The 16,762-nt window shown below is 62.0% G+C and carries 15 protein-coding genes and 1 riboswitch; of the genes, 4 read left to right on the top strand and 11 right to left on the bottom strand.

Features of this window, described 5'->3' with window-relative positions; all coding sequences use genetic code 11:
• Positions 1-38: 38 nt before the first annotated feature.
• Positions 39-827: an AraC family transcriptional regulator gene (locus ACXR0M_RS07285; RefSeq protein ID WP_458831268.1), complete on the bottom strand. Its 789-nt coding sequence runs from the start codon at positions 825-827 to the stop codon at positions 39-41.
• Between the two features lie 84 nt (positions 828-911).
• Between ACXR0M_RS07285 and ACXR0M_RS07280 the strand changes: the two genes are divergently transcribed.
• The gene (locus tag ACXR0M_RS07280) at positions 912-1,910 is read left to right on the top strand and encodes a bile acid:sodium symporter family protein (protein WP_458831267.1); all 999 of its coding nucleotides are present in this window, start codon (positions 912-914) and stop codon (positions 1,908-1,910) included.
• A 108-nt stretch (positions 1,911-2,018) separates the two neighbouring features.
• Here ACXR0M_RS07280 and ACXR0M_RS07275 read toward each other — a convergent pair whose 3' ends face one another.
• The 3 genes from ACXR0M_RS07275 to ACXR0M_RS07265 form a co-directional block, all read right to left on the bottom strand.
• Positions 2,019-2,213, bottom strand: a complete 195-nt coding sequence (locus ACXR0M_RS07275) for a PLDc N-terminal domain-containing protein (protein ID WP_458831266.1) — start codon at positions 2,211-2,213, stop codon at positions 2,019-2,021.
• A gap of 482 nt (positions 2,214-2,695) precedes the next feature.
• Positions 2,696-3,868 (bottom strand): cystathionine gamma-synthase, encoded by a 1,173-nt coding sequence (locus ACXR0M_RS07270; RefSeq protein ID WP_458831265.1) that lies wholly within the window; start codon positions 3,866-3,868, stop codon positions 2,696-2,698.
• Positions 3,865-5,241 (bottom strand): pyridoxal-phosphate dependent enzyme, encoded by a 1,377-nt coding sequence (locus ACXR0M_RS07265; protein WP_458831263.1) that lies wholly within the window; start codon positions 5,239-5,241, stop codon positions 3,865-3,867. The genes ACXR0M_RS07270 and ACXR0M_RS07265 overlap by 4 nt, the downstream gene beginning before the upstream one ends.
• Positions 5,242-5,620: 379 nt before the next feature.
• Here ACXR0M_RS07265 and metE point away from each other — a divergent pair, with 379 nt between their 5' ends.
• Positions 5,621-7,909 (top strand): 5-methyltetrahydropteroyltriglutamate--homocysteine S-methyltransferase, encoded by a 2,289-nt coding sequence (gene metE, locus ACXR0M_RS07260; protein ID WP_458831261.1) that lies wholly within the window; start codon positions 5,621-5,623, stop codon positions 7,907-7,909.
• 183 nt (positions 7,910-8,092) lie between these two features.
• On the opposite strand, the gene ACXR0M_RS07255 is transcribed toward metE, so the two are convergent.
• The 5 genes from ACXR0M_RS07255 to ACXR0M_RS07235 all read right to left on the bottom strand — a co-directional run bounded on the left by ACXR0M_RS07255 (position 8,093) and on the right by ACXR0M_RS07235 (position 13,273).
• Positions 8,093-8,470, bottom strand: coding sequence for a DUF6124 family protein (locus ACXR0M_RS07255; RefSeq protein WP_458831260.1), 378 nt, complete (start codon positions 8,468-8,470; stop codon positions 8,093-8,095).
• Between the two features lie 564 nt (positions 8,471-9,034).
• Entirely contained in the window at positions 9,035-9,796 is a 762-nt protein-coding gene (locus ACXR0M_RS07250; protein WP_458831258.1) for an ABC transporter ATP-binding protein, read from the bottom strand.
• Positions 9,793-10,809: a FecCD family ABC transporter permease gene (locus ACXR0M_RS07245; protein ID WP_458831256.1), complete on the bottom strand. Its 1,017-nt coding sequence runs from the start codon at positions 10,807-10,809 to the stop codon at positions 9,793-9,795. The genes ACXR0M_RS07250 and ACXR0M_RS07245 overlap by 4 nt, the downstream gene beginning before the upstream one ends.
• Complete coding sequence (locus tag ACXR0M_RS07240; protein WP_458831254.1) at positions 10,806-11,819, bottom strand: ABC transporter substrate-binding protein; 1,014 nt, start codon at positions 11,817-11,819, stop codon at positions 10,806-10,808. The genes ACXR0M_RS07245 and ACXR0M_RS07240 overlap by 4 nt, the downstream gene beginning before the upstream one ends.
• Before the next feature lie 145 nt (positions 11,820-11,964).
• Positions 11,965-12,160: riboswitch (cobalamin riboswitch) on the bottom strand.
• 177 nt (positions 12,161-12,337) lie between these two features.
• Positions 12,338-13,273, bottom strand: coding sequence for a Ppx/GppA phosphatase family protein (locus tag ACXR0M_RS07235; RefSeq protein WP_458831252.1), 936 nt, complete (start codon positions 13,271-13,273; stop codon positions 12,338-12,340).
• Positions 13,274-13,550: 277 nt separating this feature from the next.
• Between ACXR0M_RS07235 and ACXR0M_RS07230 the strand changes: the two genes are divergently transcribed.
• A complete protein-coding gene (locus tag ACXR0M_RS07230) occupies positions 13,551-13,778 on the top strand; it encodes a ParD-like family protein (RefSeq protein WP_025111624.1) in 228 nt (75 codons plus the stop codon).
• The gene (map, locus tag ACXR0M_RS07225) at positions 13,775-14,566 is read left to right on the top strand and encodes a type I methionyl aminopeptidase (protein ID WP_458831250.1); all 792 of its coding nucleotides are present in this window, start codon (positions 13,775-13,777) and stop codon (positions 14,564-14,566) included. Before ACXR0M_RS07230 ends, map begins: the two co-directional genes overlap by 4 nt.
• A gap of 212 nt (positions 14,567-14,778) precedes the next feature.
• Here map and ACXR0M_RS07220 read toward each other — a convergent pair whose 3' ends face one another.
• Positions 14,779-15,933, bottom strand: a complete 1,155-nt coding sequence (locus tag ACXR0M_RS07220; RefSeq protein WP_458831248.1) for an ABC transporter ATP-binding protein — start codon at positions 15,931-15,933, stop codon at positions 14,779-14,781.
• Between the two features lie 17 nt (positions 15,934-15,950).
• The gene (locus ACXR0M_RS07215) at positions 15,951-16,760 is read right to left on the bottom strand and encodes an ABC transporter permease (protein ID WP_025111627.1); all 810 of its coding nucleotides are present in this window, start codon (positions 16,758-16,760) and stop codon (positions 15,951-15,953) included.
• Positions 16,761-16,762: the final 2 nt, after the last annotated feature.

Below are 16,762 nucleotides of genomic sequence, written 5' to 3'. Positions count from 1 at the left end.
GACCAAAGGCTCGCGCTAATTCGATATTTATCGGCATTTCAGCGGAAAAATTCTCCGGGTGTCTCACCAAACTGCTGCCGGAACGCCGCGATGAACGCCGACGTCGAGTCGTACCCACAGGCCAGTGCTACGTCGGTGACCCGTTCACCGCGTTCCAGCGGAGTCAGTGCGCCCAGCAAACGCAGGCGCTGGCGCCAGGCGCGAAAGGTCAGGCCGGTGTCACGCAAAAACAGGCGACTGAGGGTCTTCTCGGTGACGTCGAACTTTTCGCTCCAGTGCTGCAGTGTGGTCTGCTGTTCCGGATGTTGCTCAAGGCTCTGATAGATCTGTCGCAGACGGGCGTCCTGCGGTAGCGGCAACATCAGGTCGATCTGCGGCGCCTCGGCCAGTTGATCGAGGATCACCTGTGCCAGCCGGCCATGCGCGCCGTTCTCGTCATATTCCACCGGCACCCGGCTGAAGGCGCGAATCAGCTCGCGCAACAGGTCGCTGACGCCGAGTACGTGGCAGCGCTCAAGCGCCCAGCCGGTCACGCTGCAATCGATGTACAAGCTGCGCATTTCCGTGTGCGGCGAACTGAACACCCGATGCGGCACGCCCGCCGGAATCCACACCGCGCGCTCCGGTGGCGCGACGAAACGCCCGGCGCTGGTCTGCACTTCGAGCACGCCTTGAATCGCGTACGACAATTGCACCCACGGATGACTGTGCCGCCGGGTCAGTGCGCGATTGGGCAGCGATTCGGTGCGCCCATACAGCGCACGCGGCAGGCTCGGCAGCCCGGGAATGCTGCGCCGGAAGCTCTTCTCATGTCCTTTAGGCGGCATCTAATGGCTCTTCGGCGTTAGTCGGTAATTCCCGCTCACGTTAGAGTCGCAATCACGTACTGGCAACCCCGGATGAACAAACCCATGACCCGCCCAAGATTCTTGCCCGACAACTTCACCCTGACCTTGATCGGCGTCGTGCTGCTGGCCAGTTTCCTGCCGGCCAGCGGTCAGGTCGCGGTGGGGTTCAGCTGGCTGACCAACATCGCCATCGCGCTGCTGTTCTTTCTGCATGGCGCGAAGTTGTCACGCGAGTCGATCATCGCCGGCGCCGGCCACTGGCGTCTGCACCTGTTGGTGTTCGGCCTGACGTTCGTGCTGTTCCCGTTGCTCGGGCTGGCATTGAAGCCGCTGCTGACACCGCTGATAGGCGACAAACTGTACATGGGCGTGCTCTACCTCTGCGCACTGCCCGCCACCGTGCAGTCGGCGATTGCCTTTACTTCACTGGCTCGCGGCAATATTCCGGCGGCGATCTGCAGTGCGGCGGCGTCGAGCCTGTTCGGGATTTTCCTCACGCCGTTGCTGGTGACACTGCTGCTGGACGTGCACGGAGACGGCGGCTCGACCGTGGATGCGATTCTGAAGATCAGCGTGCAACTGCTGCTGCCGTTCATTGCCGGGCAGATCGCCCGGCGCTGGATCGGCGCGTGGGTCGGGCGCAACAAGAACTGGCTGAAGTTCGTCGATCAGGGTTCGATTCTGCTGGTGGTCTATGGCGCGTTCAGCGAGGCGGTCAACGAAGGCATCTGGCATCAGATTCCGCTGATCGATCTGCTCGGGCTGGTGGTGGTCTGCTGCATTCTGCTGGCGCTGGTGCTGTTGGCCTCGACCTTGTTGGGCAAGGCGTTCGGCTTCAGTCAGGAAGACCGCATCACCATTCTGTTCTGCGGTTCGAAGAAAAGTCTGGCGACCGGCGTGCCGATGGCGCAGGTGTTGTTTGCCGGCAGCACCATTGGTGTGCTGATTTTGCCGCTGATGCTGTTCCATCAGATTCAACTGATGGTCTGTGCGGTGTTGGCGCAGCGCTATGCCAAACGCCCGGAATCACTGCCGGAGCTGATGGCGCAAGTCGACCCCTGAACCCCGCTTTCTCTGTAGGAGCTGCCGCAGGCTGCGATCTTTTGATCTTGATCCTTAAAAACAAAGTCAAAAGATCGCAGCCTTCGGCAGCTCCTACAGGTAATTTGCTCAGTCTTGAGAGACGTGTTTCGGGCCGGCCAGTGCCCACGCAATCAGCCCGAACAACGGCACAAACACAATGGCGACAATCCACACGCCTTTGTTGCTGCCTTTGCCTGAGCTTTTGCGCACGCGGTTGATCGCCCACAACTCAATGATCACAAGTACGACAGCGAGTACGATCCAGACGGGTTCAAATTGCATGGGGCTACCTCCTGATGGTCTTTCAGTTAGGTGAGCCTCGGCGCGCAGGGTTCATTTAAATTGCGCCGTTGCCGCCCGAGTACTTCACGGCAGCGGCTGTTCGCGACGGTAGGTTGAGCGCGCGCAGCCGATAGTCTTTTCGCGACCTTGCACGCGCCGGGCAAAAGGAAATCGGTCTAAAAACACTGCGCCTTCAGCCGATGGCGTTTGCTAGCCTCAAGGGTGTAGGCGAACACGCAGACTGATGCGCAAGCGGATAGCAAGGGGACGTGGGGCGCGTTCCGAAGGGTACACGGTTAGAAAGATCTCCGCGCTGAGATCCAGCCCTTATGCCGTGTGAGGCAGCAAAGCACCGCCGTTGTTTCCATGGTTGCTTTTGTACTGTGAGAGGCCCGATAAACCTTGTAAGCCAGAGACCAGCACTGGCCGCCTACCCGAACACCAAAGCCCGCATTGCTGCGGGCTTTGTCGTTGTTGCCGGGTCAGATTTTCGCCAGTGCGTGGGCCAGATCGGCGCGCAGGTCTTCGAGATCCTCGACGCCCACCGAAAGGCGCACCAGGCCGTCGCCGATGCCGAGTTGGGCGCGGGTTTCCGCCGGGATGGTCGCGTGGGTCATGATCGCCGGATGCTCGATCAGGCTTTCGACGCCACCGAGGCTTTCGGCCAGGGCGAAGATGCTCACGTTTTCCAGAAAACGCCGCGCGCCGGCGAGGTCAGTGTTCAGGTCCAGGGAAATCATCCCGCCGAAACCGTGCATCTGCCGTTTCGCCAGCTCATGTTGCGGGTGCGACGGCAGGCCCGGGTAGTAGACGCGTTTGACCTGCGGCTGTTGCTCCAGCCACTGCGCCAGCGCCAGCGCGTTGCTGCAATGACGCTCCATGCGCAGCGCCAGGGTCTTCACCCCGCGCAGGGTCAGGAACGCGTCGAACGGCCCGGAAATCGCGCCGACAGCGTTTTGCAGAAAGCCGAGTTTGTCCGCCAGCTCGGCATTCTGCCCAACCACCGCAATGCCACCGATCACGTCGGAGTGACCATTGAGGTACTTGGTGGTCGAGTGCAGCACAACGTCGAAACCCAGCTCCAGCGGCCGCTGGATATACGGGCTGGCAAAGGTGTTGTCGGCGACGCTGATGATCCCGCGGGCACGGCAGATACGCGCGATGGCCGCGAGGTCCGACAGGCTCAGCAGCGGATTGGTCGGCGACTCGACGATCACCAGCCGCGTGTCGTCCTGCAGCGCCGCTTCGAACGCCGCCAGATCCGTCAGATCAACGTAGCTGAAACGATGTCCGGCGCTGCGCTGACGGACCTTGTCGAACAGACGGAAAGTGCCGCCGTACAGGTCATTGCCGGAGATCACGTGGGAACCGGCATCGATCAGTTCGAGCACGGTGGAAATCGTCGCCAGCCCGGAAGCGAAGGCGAACGCGCGAGTGCCGCCTTCCAGATCCGCCACGCAGCGCTCCAGGGCAAACCGCGTCGGGTTGTGCGAGCGCCCGTAGTCGAAGCCCTTGTGCACGCCGGGGCTGTCCTGCAGGTAGGTCGAGTTGGCGTAGATCGGCGGCATCAACGCGCCGGTGGTCGGGTCCGGCATCTGCCCGGCGTGGATCACCCGGGTCGCGAAGCCTTGGGATTTATCGTCGTGCTGACTCATGCGAGGGATCTCCGTAATTGGTTGAGCATGTCGGTGCGGGTGATCAGGCCGTGGAAGCCCGAGGCGTCGGCGACGATCGCCACCAGGCCGCGACTGAGCACCGCTTCCAGCTCGGCGAGGTCGGCGCCGGGCGCGAGGGTTTGCAGCTTGTCGGTCATCACGCCGGACACCGATTGACTGAAGCGAGCGGCGTCTTCGTGCACCGCCAGAAGGATGTCCGATTCGTCGATGACCCCCACCAGTTGCTTGCCTTCAACCAGCACCGGCAGTTGCGAGACATCGGCCAGACGCATGCGCTGGAACGCGGTCAGCAGGGTGTCGTCAGGGCCGACGCTAATCACTCGGCCGTCTTCGAAGCGCCGGGCGATCAGGTCGCGCAGGTCGCCGTAGCCCTTGCGCTGCAACAGGCCCTGATCGGTCATCCACTGATCGTTATAGACCTTCGACAGATAGCGTGTGCCGGTGTCGCAGACGAAGCTGACCACGCGCTTGGGCTCGGTCTGCTCGCGGCAATAACGCAGCGCGGCAGCCAGCAGGGTGCCGGTGGACGAGCCGCCGAGAATGCCTTCGGCCTTGAGCAACTGGCGGGCGTGATCGAAGCTTTCTTCATCGCTGATCGAGTAGGCGTGGCGCACGCTGGAGAGGTCGGTGATCGACGGAATGAAGTCTTCACCAATGCCTTCCACCGCCCATGAACCGGGCGTCGGCATGCTGCCGTCGCGGCTGTATTGCGCCATGACTGAACCGACCGGGTCGGCGAGGACCATTTGCAGATCCGGTTGCACGCGTTTGAAGAAGCGGCTCAGTCCGGTCAGGGTCCCGGCCGAGCCGACGCCGACCACGATCGCATCCAGGTCATGTTCGGTCTGCGCCCAGATTTCCGGGGCGGTGCTGCATTCGTGAGCGAGCGGGTTGGCGGGGTTGTTGAACTGGTCGGCGAAGAACGCGCCGGGAATGTCTTTTGCCAGGCGGGCGGCGACGTCCTGGTAATACTCGGGATGGCCCTTGCCGACGTCCGAGCGGGTGATGTGCACTTCGGCGCCCATGGCTTTCAGGTGCAGAACTTTTTCGGTGGACATTTTGTCCGGCACCACCAGCACCACGCGGTAGCCTTTGGCGCGGCCGACCAGCGCCAGACCCAGGCCGGTGTTGCCGGCGGTGGCTTCGACGATGGTCCCGCCCGGTTGCAGGCGACCGTCGCGTTCAGCCGCGTCGATCATCGCCAGACCGACGCGGTCCTTGATCGAACCGCCGGGGTTTTGCGATTCCAGTTTGAGAAACAGGGTGCACGGGCCGGTATCGAATCGAGTGACCTGAACCAGCGGCGTATTGCCGATCAGCCCAAGTACGGCAGGGCGTGATTCCTTTGACATTTCTTCACCTCTTGGTGGTGTTGATCGCGTTCCAATCGCGGGGAAAAGCTCGCGTGCAACATAGGCGCAGACAAGGGCCGTCGCAACCTTTAGTCGGCCGCGCGTCCAGCCAGTTCGGTCTAACCATAGATCGAAATTCGAGGGTGGCAGATGTTGATGTGTAAGGGTTTATATCGAGGCGCCATTGAGTATTCAAAGAGCGTCGTAAGTATCGGCAGTGGGTTGAATTGCGCCTGAATATCCGGCAGCGCAACGACGGCTGCGAAGGATTTTTGATCATGAGTAGAACTTGTGACGATCACGATTAAAATGAGTTTGTCTCACCAGTGACCGATCCCGACAATGGCCGCCATCAAACAAGACATTGGAGTTGTTCGTCATGGCATTGGCCCATTCCCTCGGATTTCCGCGCATCGGTCGCGACCGCGAACTGAAGAAAGCGCAAGAGGCGTTCTGGAAAGGAGAACTGAACGAGGCTGGCCTGCGTGAAGTTGGCCGTGAACTGCGCAAGGCTCATTGGGAGGTGCAGAAGCAGGCCGGCATCGAACTGCTGCCTGCGGGCGATTTCGCCTGGTACGACCAGGTATTGACCCACTCGCTGATGTTCGGCGTGATCCCCGAGCGCTTCCGCCCGCATGACGGCAAAGCCACCCTGCAAACCCTGTTCGCCATGGCCCGTGGCGTCAGCGACAGCTGCTGCGGCGGTGCTCACGCGCAAGAGATGACCAAGTGGTTCGACACCAACTACCACTATCTGGTCCCGGAATTCAGTGCCGATCAACAGTTCCAGCTGGGCTGGGAGCAGTTGTTCGAAGAAGTCGAAGAGGCCCGCGCCCTCGGTCACACGGTCAAGCCTGTGGTGCTCGGCCCGCTGACGTATCTGTGGCTGGGCAAGGCCAAGGGCGGCGACTTCGACAAGCTGGAACTGCTTGATCGCCTGCTGCCGCTGTACGGGCAGATCTTCGCGCGGCTGGCTGCGCTGGGCGTCGAGTGGGTGCAGATCGACGAGCCGATTCTGGTGCTCGACCTGCCGCAGGACTGGAAGAATGCCTTCGAACGCGCCTACAACCAGATCCAGCGCGATCCGCTGAAAAAACTGCTCGCCACCTACTTCGGGGGCCTGGAAGAAAACCTCGGGTTGGCCGCCAATCTGCCGGTCGACGGTCTGCACATCGACCTGGTGCGTGCGCCGGAGCAATACCCGACCATCCTGGATCGGCTGCCGGCGTACAAGGTGTTGTCGCTGGGCCTGGTCAACGGTCGAAACGTCTGGCGCTGTGATCTGGAACAGGCACTCGCCACGCTGCAGCATGCGCATGAGCGTCTGGGCGAGCGTCTGTGGGTCGCGCCATCCTGTTCGCTGTTGCACAGCCCGGTGGACCTGAGCCGCGAAGACCAGCTCGATGCCGAGCTGAAAAGCTGGCTGGCGTTTGCCGTGCAGAAGTGCGAAGAGGTTGCGCTGCTGGCTCAGGCGGTCAATCAGCCGGAAGCGCCGCAAGTCCTGCGCGCCTTGACCCAAAGCCGTTCGGTACAGACCAGCCGCGCCGCTTCGCCGCGCATCCACAAACCCGCAGTGCAGGCGCGTGTCGCGGCCATTACCGCGCAGGACAGCCAACGCCAATCGGCGTTTACCCAACGCATCCGCAAACAACGCGCCGGCCTCGCTCTGCCGCTGTTCCCGACCACCACCATTGGCTCATTCCCGCAGACCGCATCGATTCGGCTGGCCCGTCAGTCGTTCAAACAGGGCAAGCTCAGCGCCGCCGAATACACCGAGGCGATGTACAGCGAGATCCGCCATGCGGTGCAAATCCAGGAGCAACTGGGCCTCGATGTGCTGGTGCACGGTGAAGCCGAGCGCAACGACATGGTCGAGTACTTCGCCGAACAACTAGAGGGCTACGTGTTTACCCGTTTCGGCTGGGTGCAGAGCTACGGTTCGCGTTGCGTGAAACCAGCGGTGATCTTCGGTGATTTGAGCCGCCCGCAAGCGATGACCGTCGACTGGATCCGCTACGCCCAGGGCCTGACCGACAAGGTCATGAAAGGCATGCTGACGGGGCCGGTGACCATGCTCATGTGGTCGTTCCCGCGTGAAGACGTGAGTCGCGAAGTGCAGGCGCGGCAACTTGCGCTGGCGATTGGTGATGAAGTGCTGGACCTGGAAGCCGCCGGGATCAGGATCGTGCAGATCGACGAAGCCGCGTTCCGCGAAGGCTTGCCGCTGCGCCGGGCACAGTGGCAGCACTATCTGGACTGGGCCACCGAAGCGTTCCGTCTGTGCGCCTCGGGTGTGCGCGACGAAACGCAGATCCATACCCACATGTGCTACAGCGAATTCAACGATGTGATCGAGTCGATCGCGGCGATGGATGCCGACGTGATCACCATCGAAACCTCGCGCTCGGACATGGAATTGCTCGAGGCCTTCGAAGCCTTCGCCTACCCGAACGAGATCGGCCCGGGCGTCTACGACATCCACTCGCCACGGGTGCCGGATGCCTCGGAGATGGCCAATCTGCTGCGCAAGGCCGCCAAACGTATCCCGGCCGAACGCCTGTGGGTCAACCCGGATTGCGGCCTGAAAACCCGCGGCTGGCCCGAGACCGAAGCGGCGCTGGTGCACATGGTGGCGGCGGCACGGCAGTTGCGCAAAGAACTGGCCTGACCGCTGCAAACTGCATATTGATACGCACCCCCTGTAGGAGCTGCCGCAGGCTGCGATCTTTTGATCTTGTTTTTTAAAAGCAAAATCAAAAGATCGCAGCCTTCGGCAGCTCCTACAGGGGGTTGTGTGCAGGTTTGATCGTTCCTACTCTGAGCATTGGAACGATCACACTCCAAAAAACAATCACTGCCCCGGCGGCAACTCCAACCGATCCACCACCCGATTCACCGCCAGCTCACTCAACATCACCAACTGCGCAATCCCCAACAACGTCCGGCGCTGTGGCGCGGGCAGCATGGCGGCGAAATCCAGGGCGATAGTCTTGGCCGAGCCCAGGGTTTCGCAGACATTCACCAGCAGTTCTTCGTTGTTGTAATCCGGGTCGACGGCGTACATCGGGCCGCGCTTGGGGTTGGGGTTTGGATGGTTCGACGGATTGAGGTAATGATCGAGCGCGCGCTCGGCGGCTTCGTGGAGTTTGTTGGAATCGGGGGATTTGTAAGGGGAGGTGGGATCGGTTTCGGGCAGTTGTTCGGGTGGGTTGGGCGTTGGTTTGATCATGGCATATCTCCGTGAAGGAATGAGGCCGCCACGACCCATCGCTAAACAAGTAAAGGTGGCGGCTGTACGCAGGTTAGCGATCCGGGTCACAGAAACCCCGGGTAGACCCGAAGGTCTCCCACGCACAGCCACCATGACGCAAATGCAGACAGACGGGTCTGCAATTGAGAAGAGGTTGCTTCGGCGTAAGGACGGATCGCTAAACCCGATCGCTGATTTGTCAGCGACCCGCAAACGATAAATCCCGACCCCAACGCGCACAAGCCGGCGGATTCTGGCGTACGTGTAGGCAACGGCGCAAGGATGTGTAGCCTGGAAGGCGTGTCGAGGAATGTCATTTAAACGACCTTGTTTAAAATACAGAAGCGGACGCCGTTCAACCCAGCGCCACAAAGACAAAACCCGCCGCCCCGGTTGATCGGAACGGCGGATTTTGTTTTATCCCTGTAGGAGCTGCCGAAGGCTGCGATCTTTTGATTTTGTTTTTTAAAGATCAAGATCAAAAGATCGCAGCCTTCGGCAGCTCCTACAGGAGGTCGGTGAGGCCGGGGGCAAGTTTTTGGCTCAGGTGTGAAACCGCAATATCTGCTCGCCATCGACCGGGTCGGTCAGGTAGCGCGCTTTTACCCCAAAGGTGTCTTGCAGACGCTGCGGTGTGAGCACTTCCAGCGGCGGCCCCAGATCAACCAGCAGCCCACCTTCGAGAATCGCCAGACGATCACATTTCAGCGCCTGATTCAGGTCGTGCAAGGCAATCAGCGTAGTCACCGGCAGCGCCCGCACCACCTGCAAAATCGCCAGTTGATGCTGAATATCCAGATGATTCGCCGGCTCGTCCAGCAACAGGATCTGTGGCCGTTGCGCCAGCGCCCGGGCGATGTGCACCCGTTGCCGTTCGCCTCCGGACAAGCCGCGCCAGATGCGATCACGCAGGTGCACCGCATCGACATCCAGCAGCGCCTGCTCAACGATTGCACGGTCGGCCGACGACCACGGCTGTAACGCCGACAGCCACGGCGTGCGCCCGAGGGCCACCGCGTCATACACGCGAATGCCGTCGTCGGTGTCGGCCTGCTGTTCCACCAACGCAAGTTTTTGCGCAATCGCCCGGCGGGTCATCTTCCCCAGTCGCTGCCCCTCCAGCAGCACTTCGCCGGCACTCGGCGTGCGCAACCCTGCGAGCAGTTTGAGCAGGGTCGATTTGCCCGCGCCGTTGGGGCCGACGATGCCCAGGGTTTCGCCTTGCCGAACGCTCAGGCTGACGCCGTTGAGCAGCTCGGCGCCGCGCACCTTGAAGCGCAGATCGGTGCAACTCAAGACGTTCATCGAACACCTCGGCGACCAACCAGAATCAGGGCAAACACCGGCGCACCGACCAGCGCGGTGATTACCCCGACCGGAATCACCTGGCCTTTGATCAGCGTGCGCGACAGCACGTCGGCAGCGATCAGAAACAACGCGCCGCCCAAGGCACTGGCGGGCAACAGACGCGCATGCCCGGTGCCCAGCAACAGCCGCGCCGCATGCGGAATCACCAGACCGACAAAGCCGATCGAACCGACAATCGACACCATCACTGCGGTCACCAGCGCTGCGCAGCCGATCAGCACGAACTGCACCCGCCGCACCGGAATGCCGAGGGACGCCGCCGAGTCCGCGCCAAAAGTGAACGCATCCAGCGCCCGCCGATGCCACAGGCACACCGCCAGCCCCGCCAGCGCGACCGGCACCGCCAGCCACACCGACGGCCAGCGCACGCCGCCGAGATTGCCCAGCAGCCAGAACATGATCCCGCGCGCCTGCTCGGAACTCGCCGAACGGGTGATCAGAAACGCCGTGAGCGCGTTGAACAACTGCGAGCCGGCAATCCCCGCCAGAATGATCTGCCCGGTGCCATTGGCGCTGCCGCTGACACGGGCCAGGACAATCACCAGCACGAACGCGGTCACTGCACCGGCGAAGGCGCCGACCGACAGCGAAATCACCCCGGCGCCGACGCCCAGCAAGGCAACCATCACCGCACCGGTCGAGGCGCCGGCGGAAATCCCCAGCAGGTACGGATCGGCCAGCGGATTGCGCAGCAGCGATTGCAGAATCACCCCGCAAGTCGCCAGCCCGGCACCGCAAGCAGCGGCGACCAGGGCGCGGGTCAGCCGGTAGTTCCAGACGATGCCTTCGTCGATGGGATCGAGCGCATGGCCGGCGGCCCACAGTTTGTTGGCCAGCACCTGCATGACCACGTCCGGCGCAATGGGCGTTTCGCCGATGGCCACACCCGCAATGACCGCGATCAGCAGAATCAGCAGGGCCAGCGACAGACGGATCAGGCTTTTGCTCATTGCGGCAGGTCGTAGCCGTTGATGGCGGCGGCCAGTTGTTCCAGGCCATCGAACATGCGCAGGCTGGCCTGCAGGGCCATGGCGTCGAGGATGATGATGCGGTTGTTTTTCACCGCGTCCATGTTGCGCGTCACCGGGTCGCTGCGCAGGAAGGCGAGTTTTTTCTCGTAGTCGTCAGCGGGGAAGCGTCGGCGATCCATGCGTGCGATCACCAGAAAGGTCGGGTTGGCCTTGGCGATGGTTTCCCAGCCGACGGTCGGCCACTCCTCATCGGACTCGACGATGTTGCGCACGCCAAGCGTGCTGAGCATGAAGTCAGGCACGCCTTTGTGGCCCGCGACAAACGGCTCGACGTTGAGTTGCGCACTGGAAAACCACACCAGCGCGCTAAGGTCTTTGTGCTTCACGGTTTGCGCGGTGGCAATCGAGCGGGCGAGGCTGGCCTTGAGTTGGGCGTTGAGCTGCTCGCCACGGTCGCGCACATCGAAGATTTCGGCCAGCTGACTGACGCTTTTGTAGATCGTCTCGATGCGAAACGGAGCGAGCCGCGTGCCGTCGGCGCCGACCAGATTGTCTTTGGCTTCGCAGTCGGACGGCAGCAGATAAGTGGGGATTTGCAGCTCATGAAACTGCTCGCGGGTGCCGACCGCGCCTTGCGGGCCGACCATCCACTCCAGTTCCACGGCGACCAGTTCCGGGCGTTTACCGATCACCGCTTCGAAGCTCGGCTCGTTGTCGGCGAGGCGCTCAATGCTCTCGTTTTGTGCTTTGTATTGCGCCAGGACGTTGTTGAACCACAACGAGGTGCCGACCACTTTGTCGCTCAGGTCCATGGCGTAGAGCATTTCGGTGGCGGCCTGGCCGATGCTGACGGTGCGGCTCGGGGCGTGCTGAAACGTCAGCGTGCTGCCGCAGTTTTCGATGGTCAGCGGATAGTGCCCAGGCGTTGCGTGGGCGAGGGCGCTGAAGGCCAGACCGGTGATCAAAGTGGCAACGCGGGGCAGCGACATGCGGCAGTCTCCAATGGAACCGTACGGGGAGCGGGCGCGTACGGACTGGAAACACATCATGGAACGCCGCCGGGACAGCTGCGCAAGGCCGGCCATCCCACAACAATGCGCGCGGCACGATGTCCTTCCCGGACACCCCGCCGGTTAGTGAATTACTCGGCCGGCAGGTCTCCTGACTGATGCGTCATCGCCCGGGCTCCGGCCTTCCCGGGTCTTCACCCAGTGGCAGTCGTGGAGCAGGCTCGGCACCTACAGTTGCGGGGGCAGTTCCGATCAATGCGCGGCGCGCACCTCGGATTCCCTATTATTCCCGTTCGGGAACCGGCGCCGGCATGGTAGCGGATAGTGCTGAGTAAAGGGAGTTGCAATGCACAGGATCCATGGAAGAGAACCCTGTAGCGAGGGGATTTATCCCCGATGGACTGCGCAGCAGGCCCGTTTTTTGGGGCCGCTACGCGACCCATCGGGGATAAATCCCCTCACCACAAGAGATCCTTGTCTGGAGAAGTTGCGGGGGATCAGTGCTGGCTCATCAAACCGTGCAGCACGCCCAGACGCAGACCCGGTTCGGACGGGAGCATTTGCGCGATGCCGAACGCCTTGAACGCGGCAAGCATGATCGCCAGACCGCCGGGCAGGATGCTTTCGCGATGCGGCTGCAGGCCGGCGAGTTTCAGCTGGCGCACGTTCTGTACCTGCAGCAGCAACAGCGACAGGCGAAGCAGGCCGGCATAGGTGATGCCGTCCTCGGCAAAGTCGTTGAGACGGTTGGCCTTGAGTACTTTGGCGAGCATGCGCGCGGTGCCGGAGGAGCCGATGGTCTGCTGCCAGCCCTGCGCGCGATAACGCCGGGCGACTTTTTCCAACTGCAGGAGGGCGAAGCGCTCGGCTTCCTGCAGGGCGGCGGCGGAAATCTCGCCGCCACGGAAAAACCGCGCGCTCAACGTACCGCTGCCGATGGCGATGCTTTCGGTCAGCAACGGTTGCGCGCCCTGGCCGAGGATCAGCTCGGTCGAGCCACCACCGATGTCGACCACCAGCCGCAGGTCGTGCGCGTCGGGCAGGGTGTGGGCGACGCCGGCGTAGACCAGTTGCGCCTCTTCGTGGCCGGAAATAACATCGATGCGAAACCCCAGATGCTTTTCCGCGCTGGCGAGAAACAGCGGCGCATTGTCCGCCTCGCGCACGGCGCTGGTGGCCACAGCGCGTACACGGCCCGGTTCGAAGCCGCGCAGCTTCTTGCCGAACCGCGCCAGCGCCTGCCAGCCACGAGTCAGCGCCAGGGCATCCAGCGTACCGCCGTCAAAGCCCTCGGCGAGGCGCACCGGTTCGCGCAGGGTTTTCACTTCCTGGATCTGCAGGCCCTTCCGGCTGCGCACCGACTGCCCGATCATCAGGCGAAAGGCATTCGAACCCAGGTCGATGGCGGCAAACAGTGCGTCGTCGTCTTTCATGAGAGTCCTTGCAAACGTGCGGCGATGACTCGCGGTGGCGAGGAGTGTGCCGTGCGGTTGATGACATCCTGATGACGCGGGTGGGGCGCTTCGATGAAGGTAAGCCTGTGAAATTCCTGTAGGAGCTGCCGCAGGCTGCGATCTTTTGACTTTGATCTTGTGAAAAGCAAGATCAAAAGATCGCAGCCTTCGGCAGCTCCTACAGGGATCGGGTTTGCAATCTCGACGGGGTGTTGGGTAATATACGTTCCATATACACAACGTATCGGATTCGTTTATGGGTATCGTCAAGATTTCCGAGGACATGCACGAGAACCTGCGCATCTCCAGCACTGCCCTCAGCCGCTCGATCAACGCGCAGGCCGAGCACTGGATGCGCATCGGCATGCTCGCCGAGCTGCACCCCAACCTCGACCACAGCGCCATTTGCCGCTTGCTGATCCGCGCCGAACAGAACGGCGGGCTGGATCTGCATCAACTGACTCAGGAAGCCGTCAGCGCATGAGAAACCCGATCAAGATCAACACCCCCGCCGAGATCGCCCAGTCACGCGCCGCCGGCCAACTCGCCGCCGAAGTGCTGGCGATGCTGGTGCCGCATGTGCAGGCCGGGGTGACCACCGATGAGCTGGATCGGCTGTGCAACGACTACATCGTCAATGTGCAGAAGGCGATTCCGGCCAACGTCGGCTATCACGGCTTCCCGAAAACCGTCTGCGCTTCGGTCAACGACGTGGTGTGTCACGGCATTCCATCGGGCACGCCACTGAAGGACGGCGACATCCTCAACCTCGACATCGCGGTGATCAAGGACGGCTGGTTCGGCGACACCAGCCGCATGTACGTGGTCGGTGAGGCGACGCCTGAAGCGCAACACCTGATCAAGACCACGTACGACGCCATGTGCGCGGGCATTCGCGTGGTCAAACCGGGCGCGACACTGGGCGACATCGGCCATGCGATCCAGAGTCTGGCGGAGCGGGAAGGCTTCAGTGTGGTGCGCGAGTATTGCGGGCACGGCATCGGCAAGGTCTATCACGATGAACCGCAGATTCTGCACTACGGCTTTCCCAATCAGGGCATGAAGCTCAAGGCTGGGATGATCTTCACCGTCGAACCGATGCTCAATGCCGGCAAGCGCCATGTGAAGAACATGCCGGATGGCTGGACGGTGCTGACCAAGGACGGCTCGCTGTCGGCGCAGTGGGAGCACATGGTGGCGGTGACGGAGACCGGGTTCGAAATCCTCACGGCGTGGCCGGATCAAATCGAAGGCTATGCCCCAATTACCTGAACACCACTAAACCCCTGTGGGAGCGGGCTTGCTCGCGAAGAGGCCGTGTCAGTCAACATCTCCATTGCATGACACACCGCATTCGCGAGCAAGCCCGCTCCCACATTTGGAATGCATTCCTGTAGGAGCTGTCGAAGGCTGCGATCTTTTGACTTTGATGGTTAAAAAACAAGATCAAAAGATCGCAGCCTGCGGCAGCTCCTACAGGGGGCTCAGTGGGCCCCGGCGGCTTTGTTGAGGTCGCCTTCGGTCCACTCGGTATACACGCAGGCATCCGCCGTGGCCCAGCGCACGCGCACCGGATCCCCGGCCTTGAGCGGCATGCCCGCGGCCGACAAGGCCTTGACCGTCATCGACGTCCCGCCCGAAGTGACCACGCTGCAAGTCTGGCTCTCACCAAGAAACAGCACTTCCACCACCTGCGCTGACACCTCATTCCAGCCCGCCGCCAACGGCTCTTCGCTGGCCTGCTGCACGCTCAGCGCCAGAGCTTTTTCCGGGCGCACCATCAGCAGCACATCCTGATCGGTATGCAGTCCGGCGGTCAGCCGAATCGACAGCGACTGCCCCTCGAAATTCGCCGCCGCGTTGCCTTGCGCCTTGAGCTTGAGGAAGTTCGAGTTGCCGAGGAACGAGGCGACAAACGCATTCGGCGGGTTCTGATACAGGTCATAACCGCTGCCCAGACCGACAATCTTGCCGTGACTGAAAATCGCGATGCGCTGCGACAGGCGCATGGCTTCTTCCTGATCGTGGGTCACGTAGACGATGGTGATGCCCAGGCGCCGATGCAACTGACGAAGTTCATCCTGCAAATCCTCTCGCAGCTTTTTATCCAGCGCACCGAGCGGTTCGTCCATCAGCAGGATGCGTGGCTCGTAGACCAGCGCCCGGGCGATGGCGACCCGTTGCTGCTGGCCGCCCGAGAGTTGCGAAGGGCGGCGATGGGCGAACTGTTCGAGCTGCACCAGTTTCAACATCGCGTCGACGCGCTTGTCGCGTTCGGCGGTGGCGAGTTTGCGGATCGCCAGCGGGAAGGCGATGTTGTCGCGCACCGACAGATGCGGGAACAGCGAGTAGCGCTGGAACACCATGCCGATGTCGCGTTTGTGCGGCGGCACGTTGACCAGTGACTGGCCATTGACCAGGATCTCGCCGCTGCTCGGCGTTTCGAAGCCGGCGAGCATCGACAGCGTGGTGCTTTTGCCCGAGCCGCTGGAGCCGAGGAAGGTCAGGAACTCGCCGTCCTTGATCTCCAGCGAGATGTTGTCGACGGCGGCAAAGTCGCCGTAGTGCTTGTTCAGGTTGCGCAGGCTGACCAGGGGTTTGTCGTTCTGCTGGGATGCGTCTTTAATCACGGCACTCATGTCGTACTCCTGGGCGCTCAGGCGCTGATTTCGTTGCGCCGGCGCAGGGCGGCGGCGATCACCATGACCAATACCGACAGGCCGATCAGCAGCGTCGAAGCGACGGCGATCACCGGGGTCAGGTCCTGGCGCAAAGTGGTCCACATTTTCACGGGAAGGGTTTGCAGGGTCGGGCTGGCCATCATCACGCTGAGCACCACTTCGTCCCACGAAACCAGGAAGGCGAAGAGGGCGCCGGCGACCATCCCCGGACGGATCGCCGGAAAGGTCACCTTGAACACCGCTTGCAGGCGCGAGGCGCCGCAGATCACCGCGGCATCTTCAATCGACTGGTCGAACAGCTTCAGCGAGTTGATGATCGAGATGATGGTGAACGGCAGCGCGACGATCACATGGCTGACCACGAAGGCGAACATGGTCCCGGTGTAACCGAGCTTGAGAAACAGCGCGTACACCGCCACGGCGATGATCACCAGCGGCACGATCATCGGCAGGGTGAACAGGCCGTAGAGCATTTCCCGCCCGGGAAAACGCCCGCGCACCAGGGCAAACGCGGTCGGCAACCCGAGGGCCACGGCGCAGATCGTGGTCAGCACCGCGACCTTGAGGCTAGCCGCTGCGGCGTTCATCCAGTCAGCGTTGGAGAAGAACTGGCCGTACCATTTCAGCGTCCAGCCCGGCGGCGGGAACACCAGCCACTGCGACGAACCGAACGACAACAGCACGATGAACACGATCGGCAACAGCAGGAACAGACCGATCAATCCGGTGGTGGCGTAGAGGCCGAAACGCATGCGCCGGCTCATGGCATTGGGAGTCAGGAGCATTT

It is taken from the genome of Pseudomonas sp. Eth.TT006, from assembly GCF_054456575.1.
The sequence above is the reverse complement of the archived record's forward strand: the minus strand, read 5'-3'. Positions and strand labels throughout refer to the sequence as shown.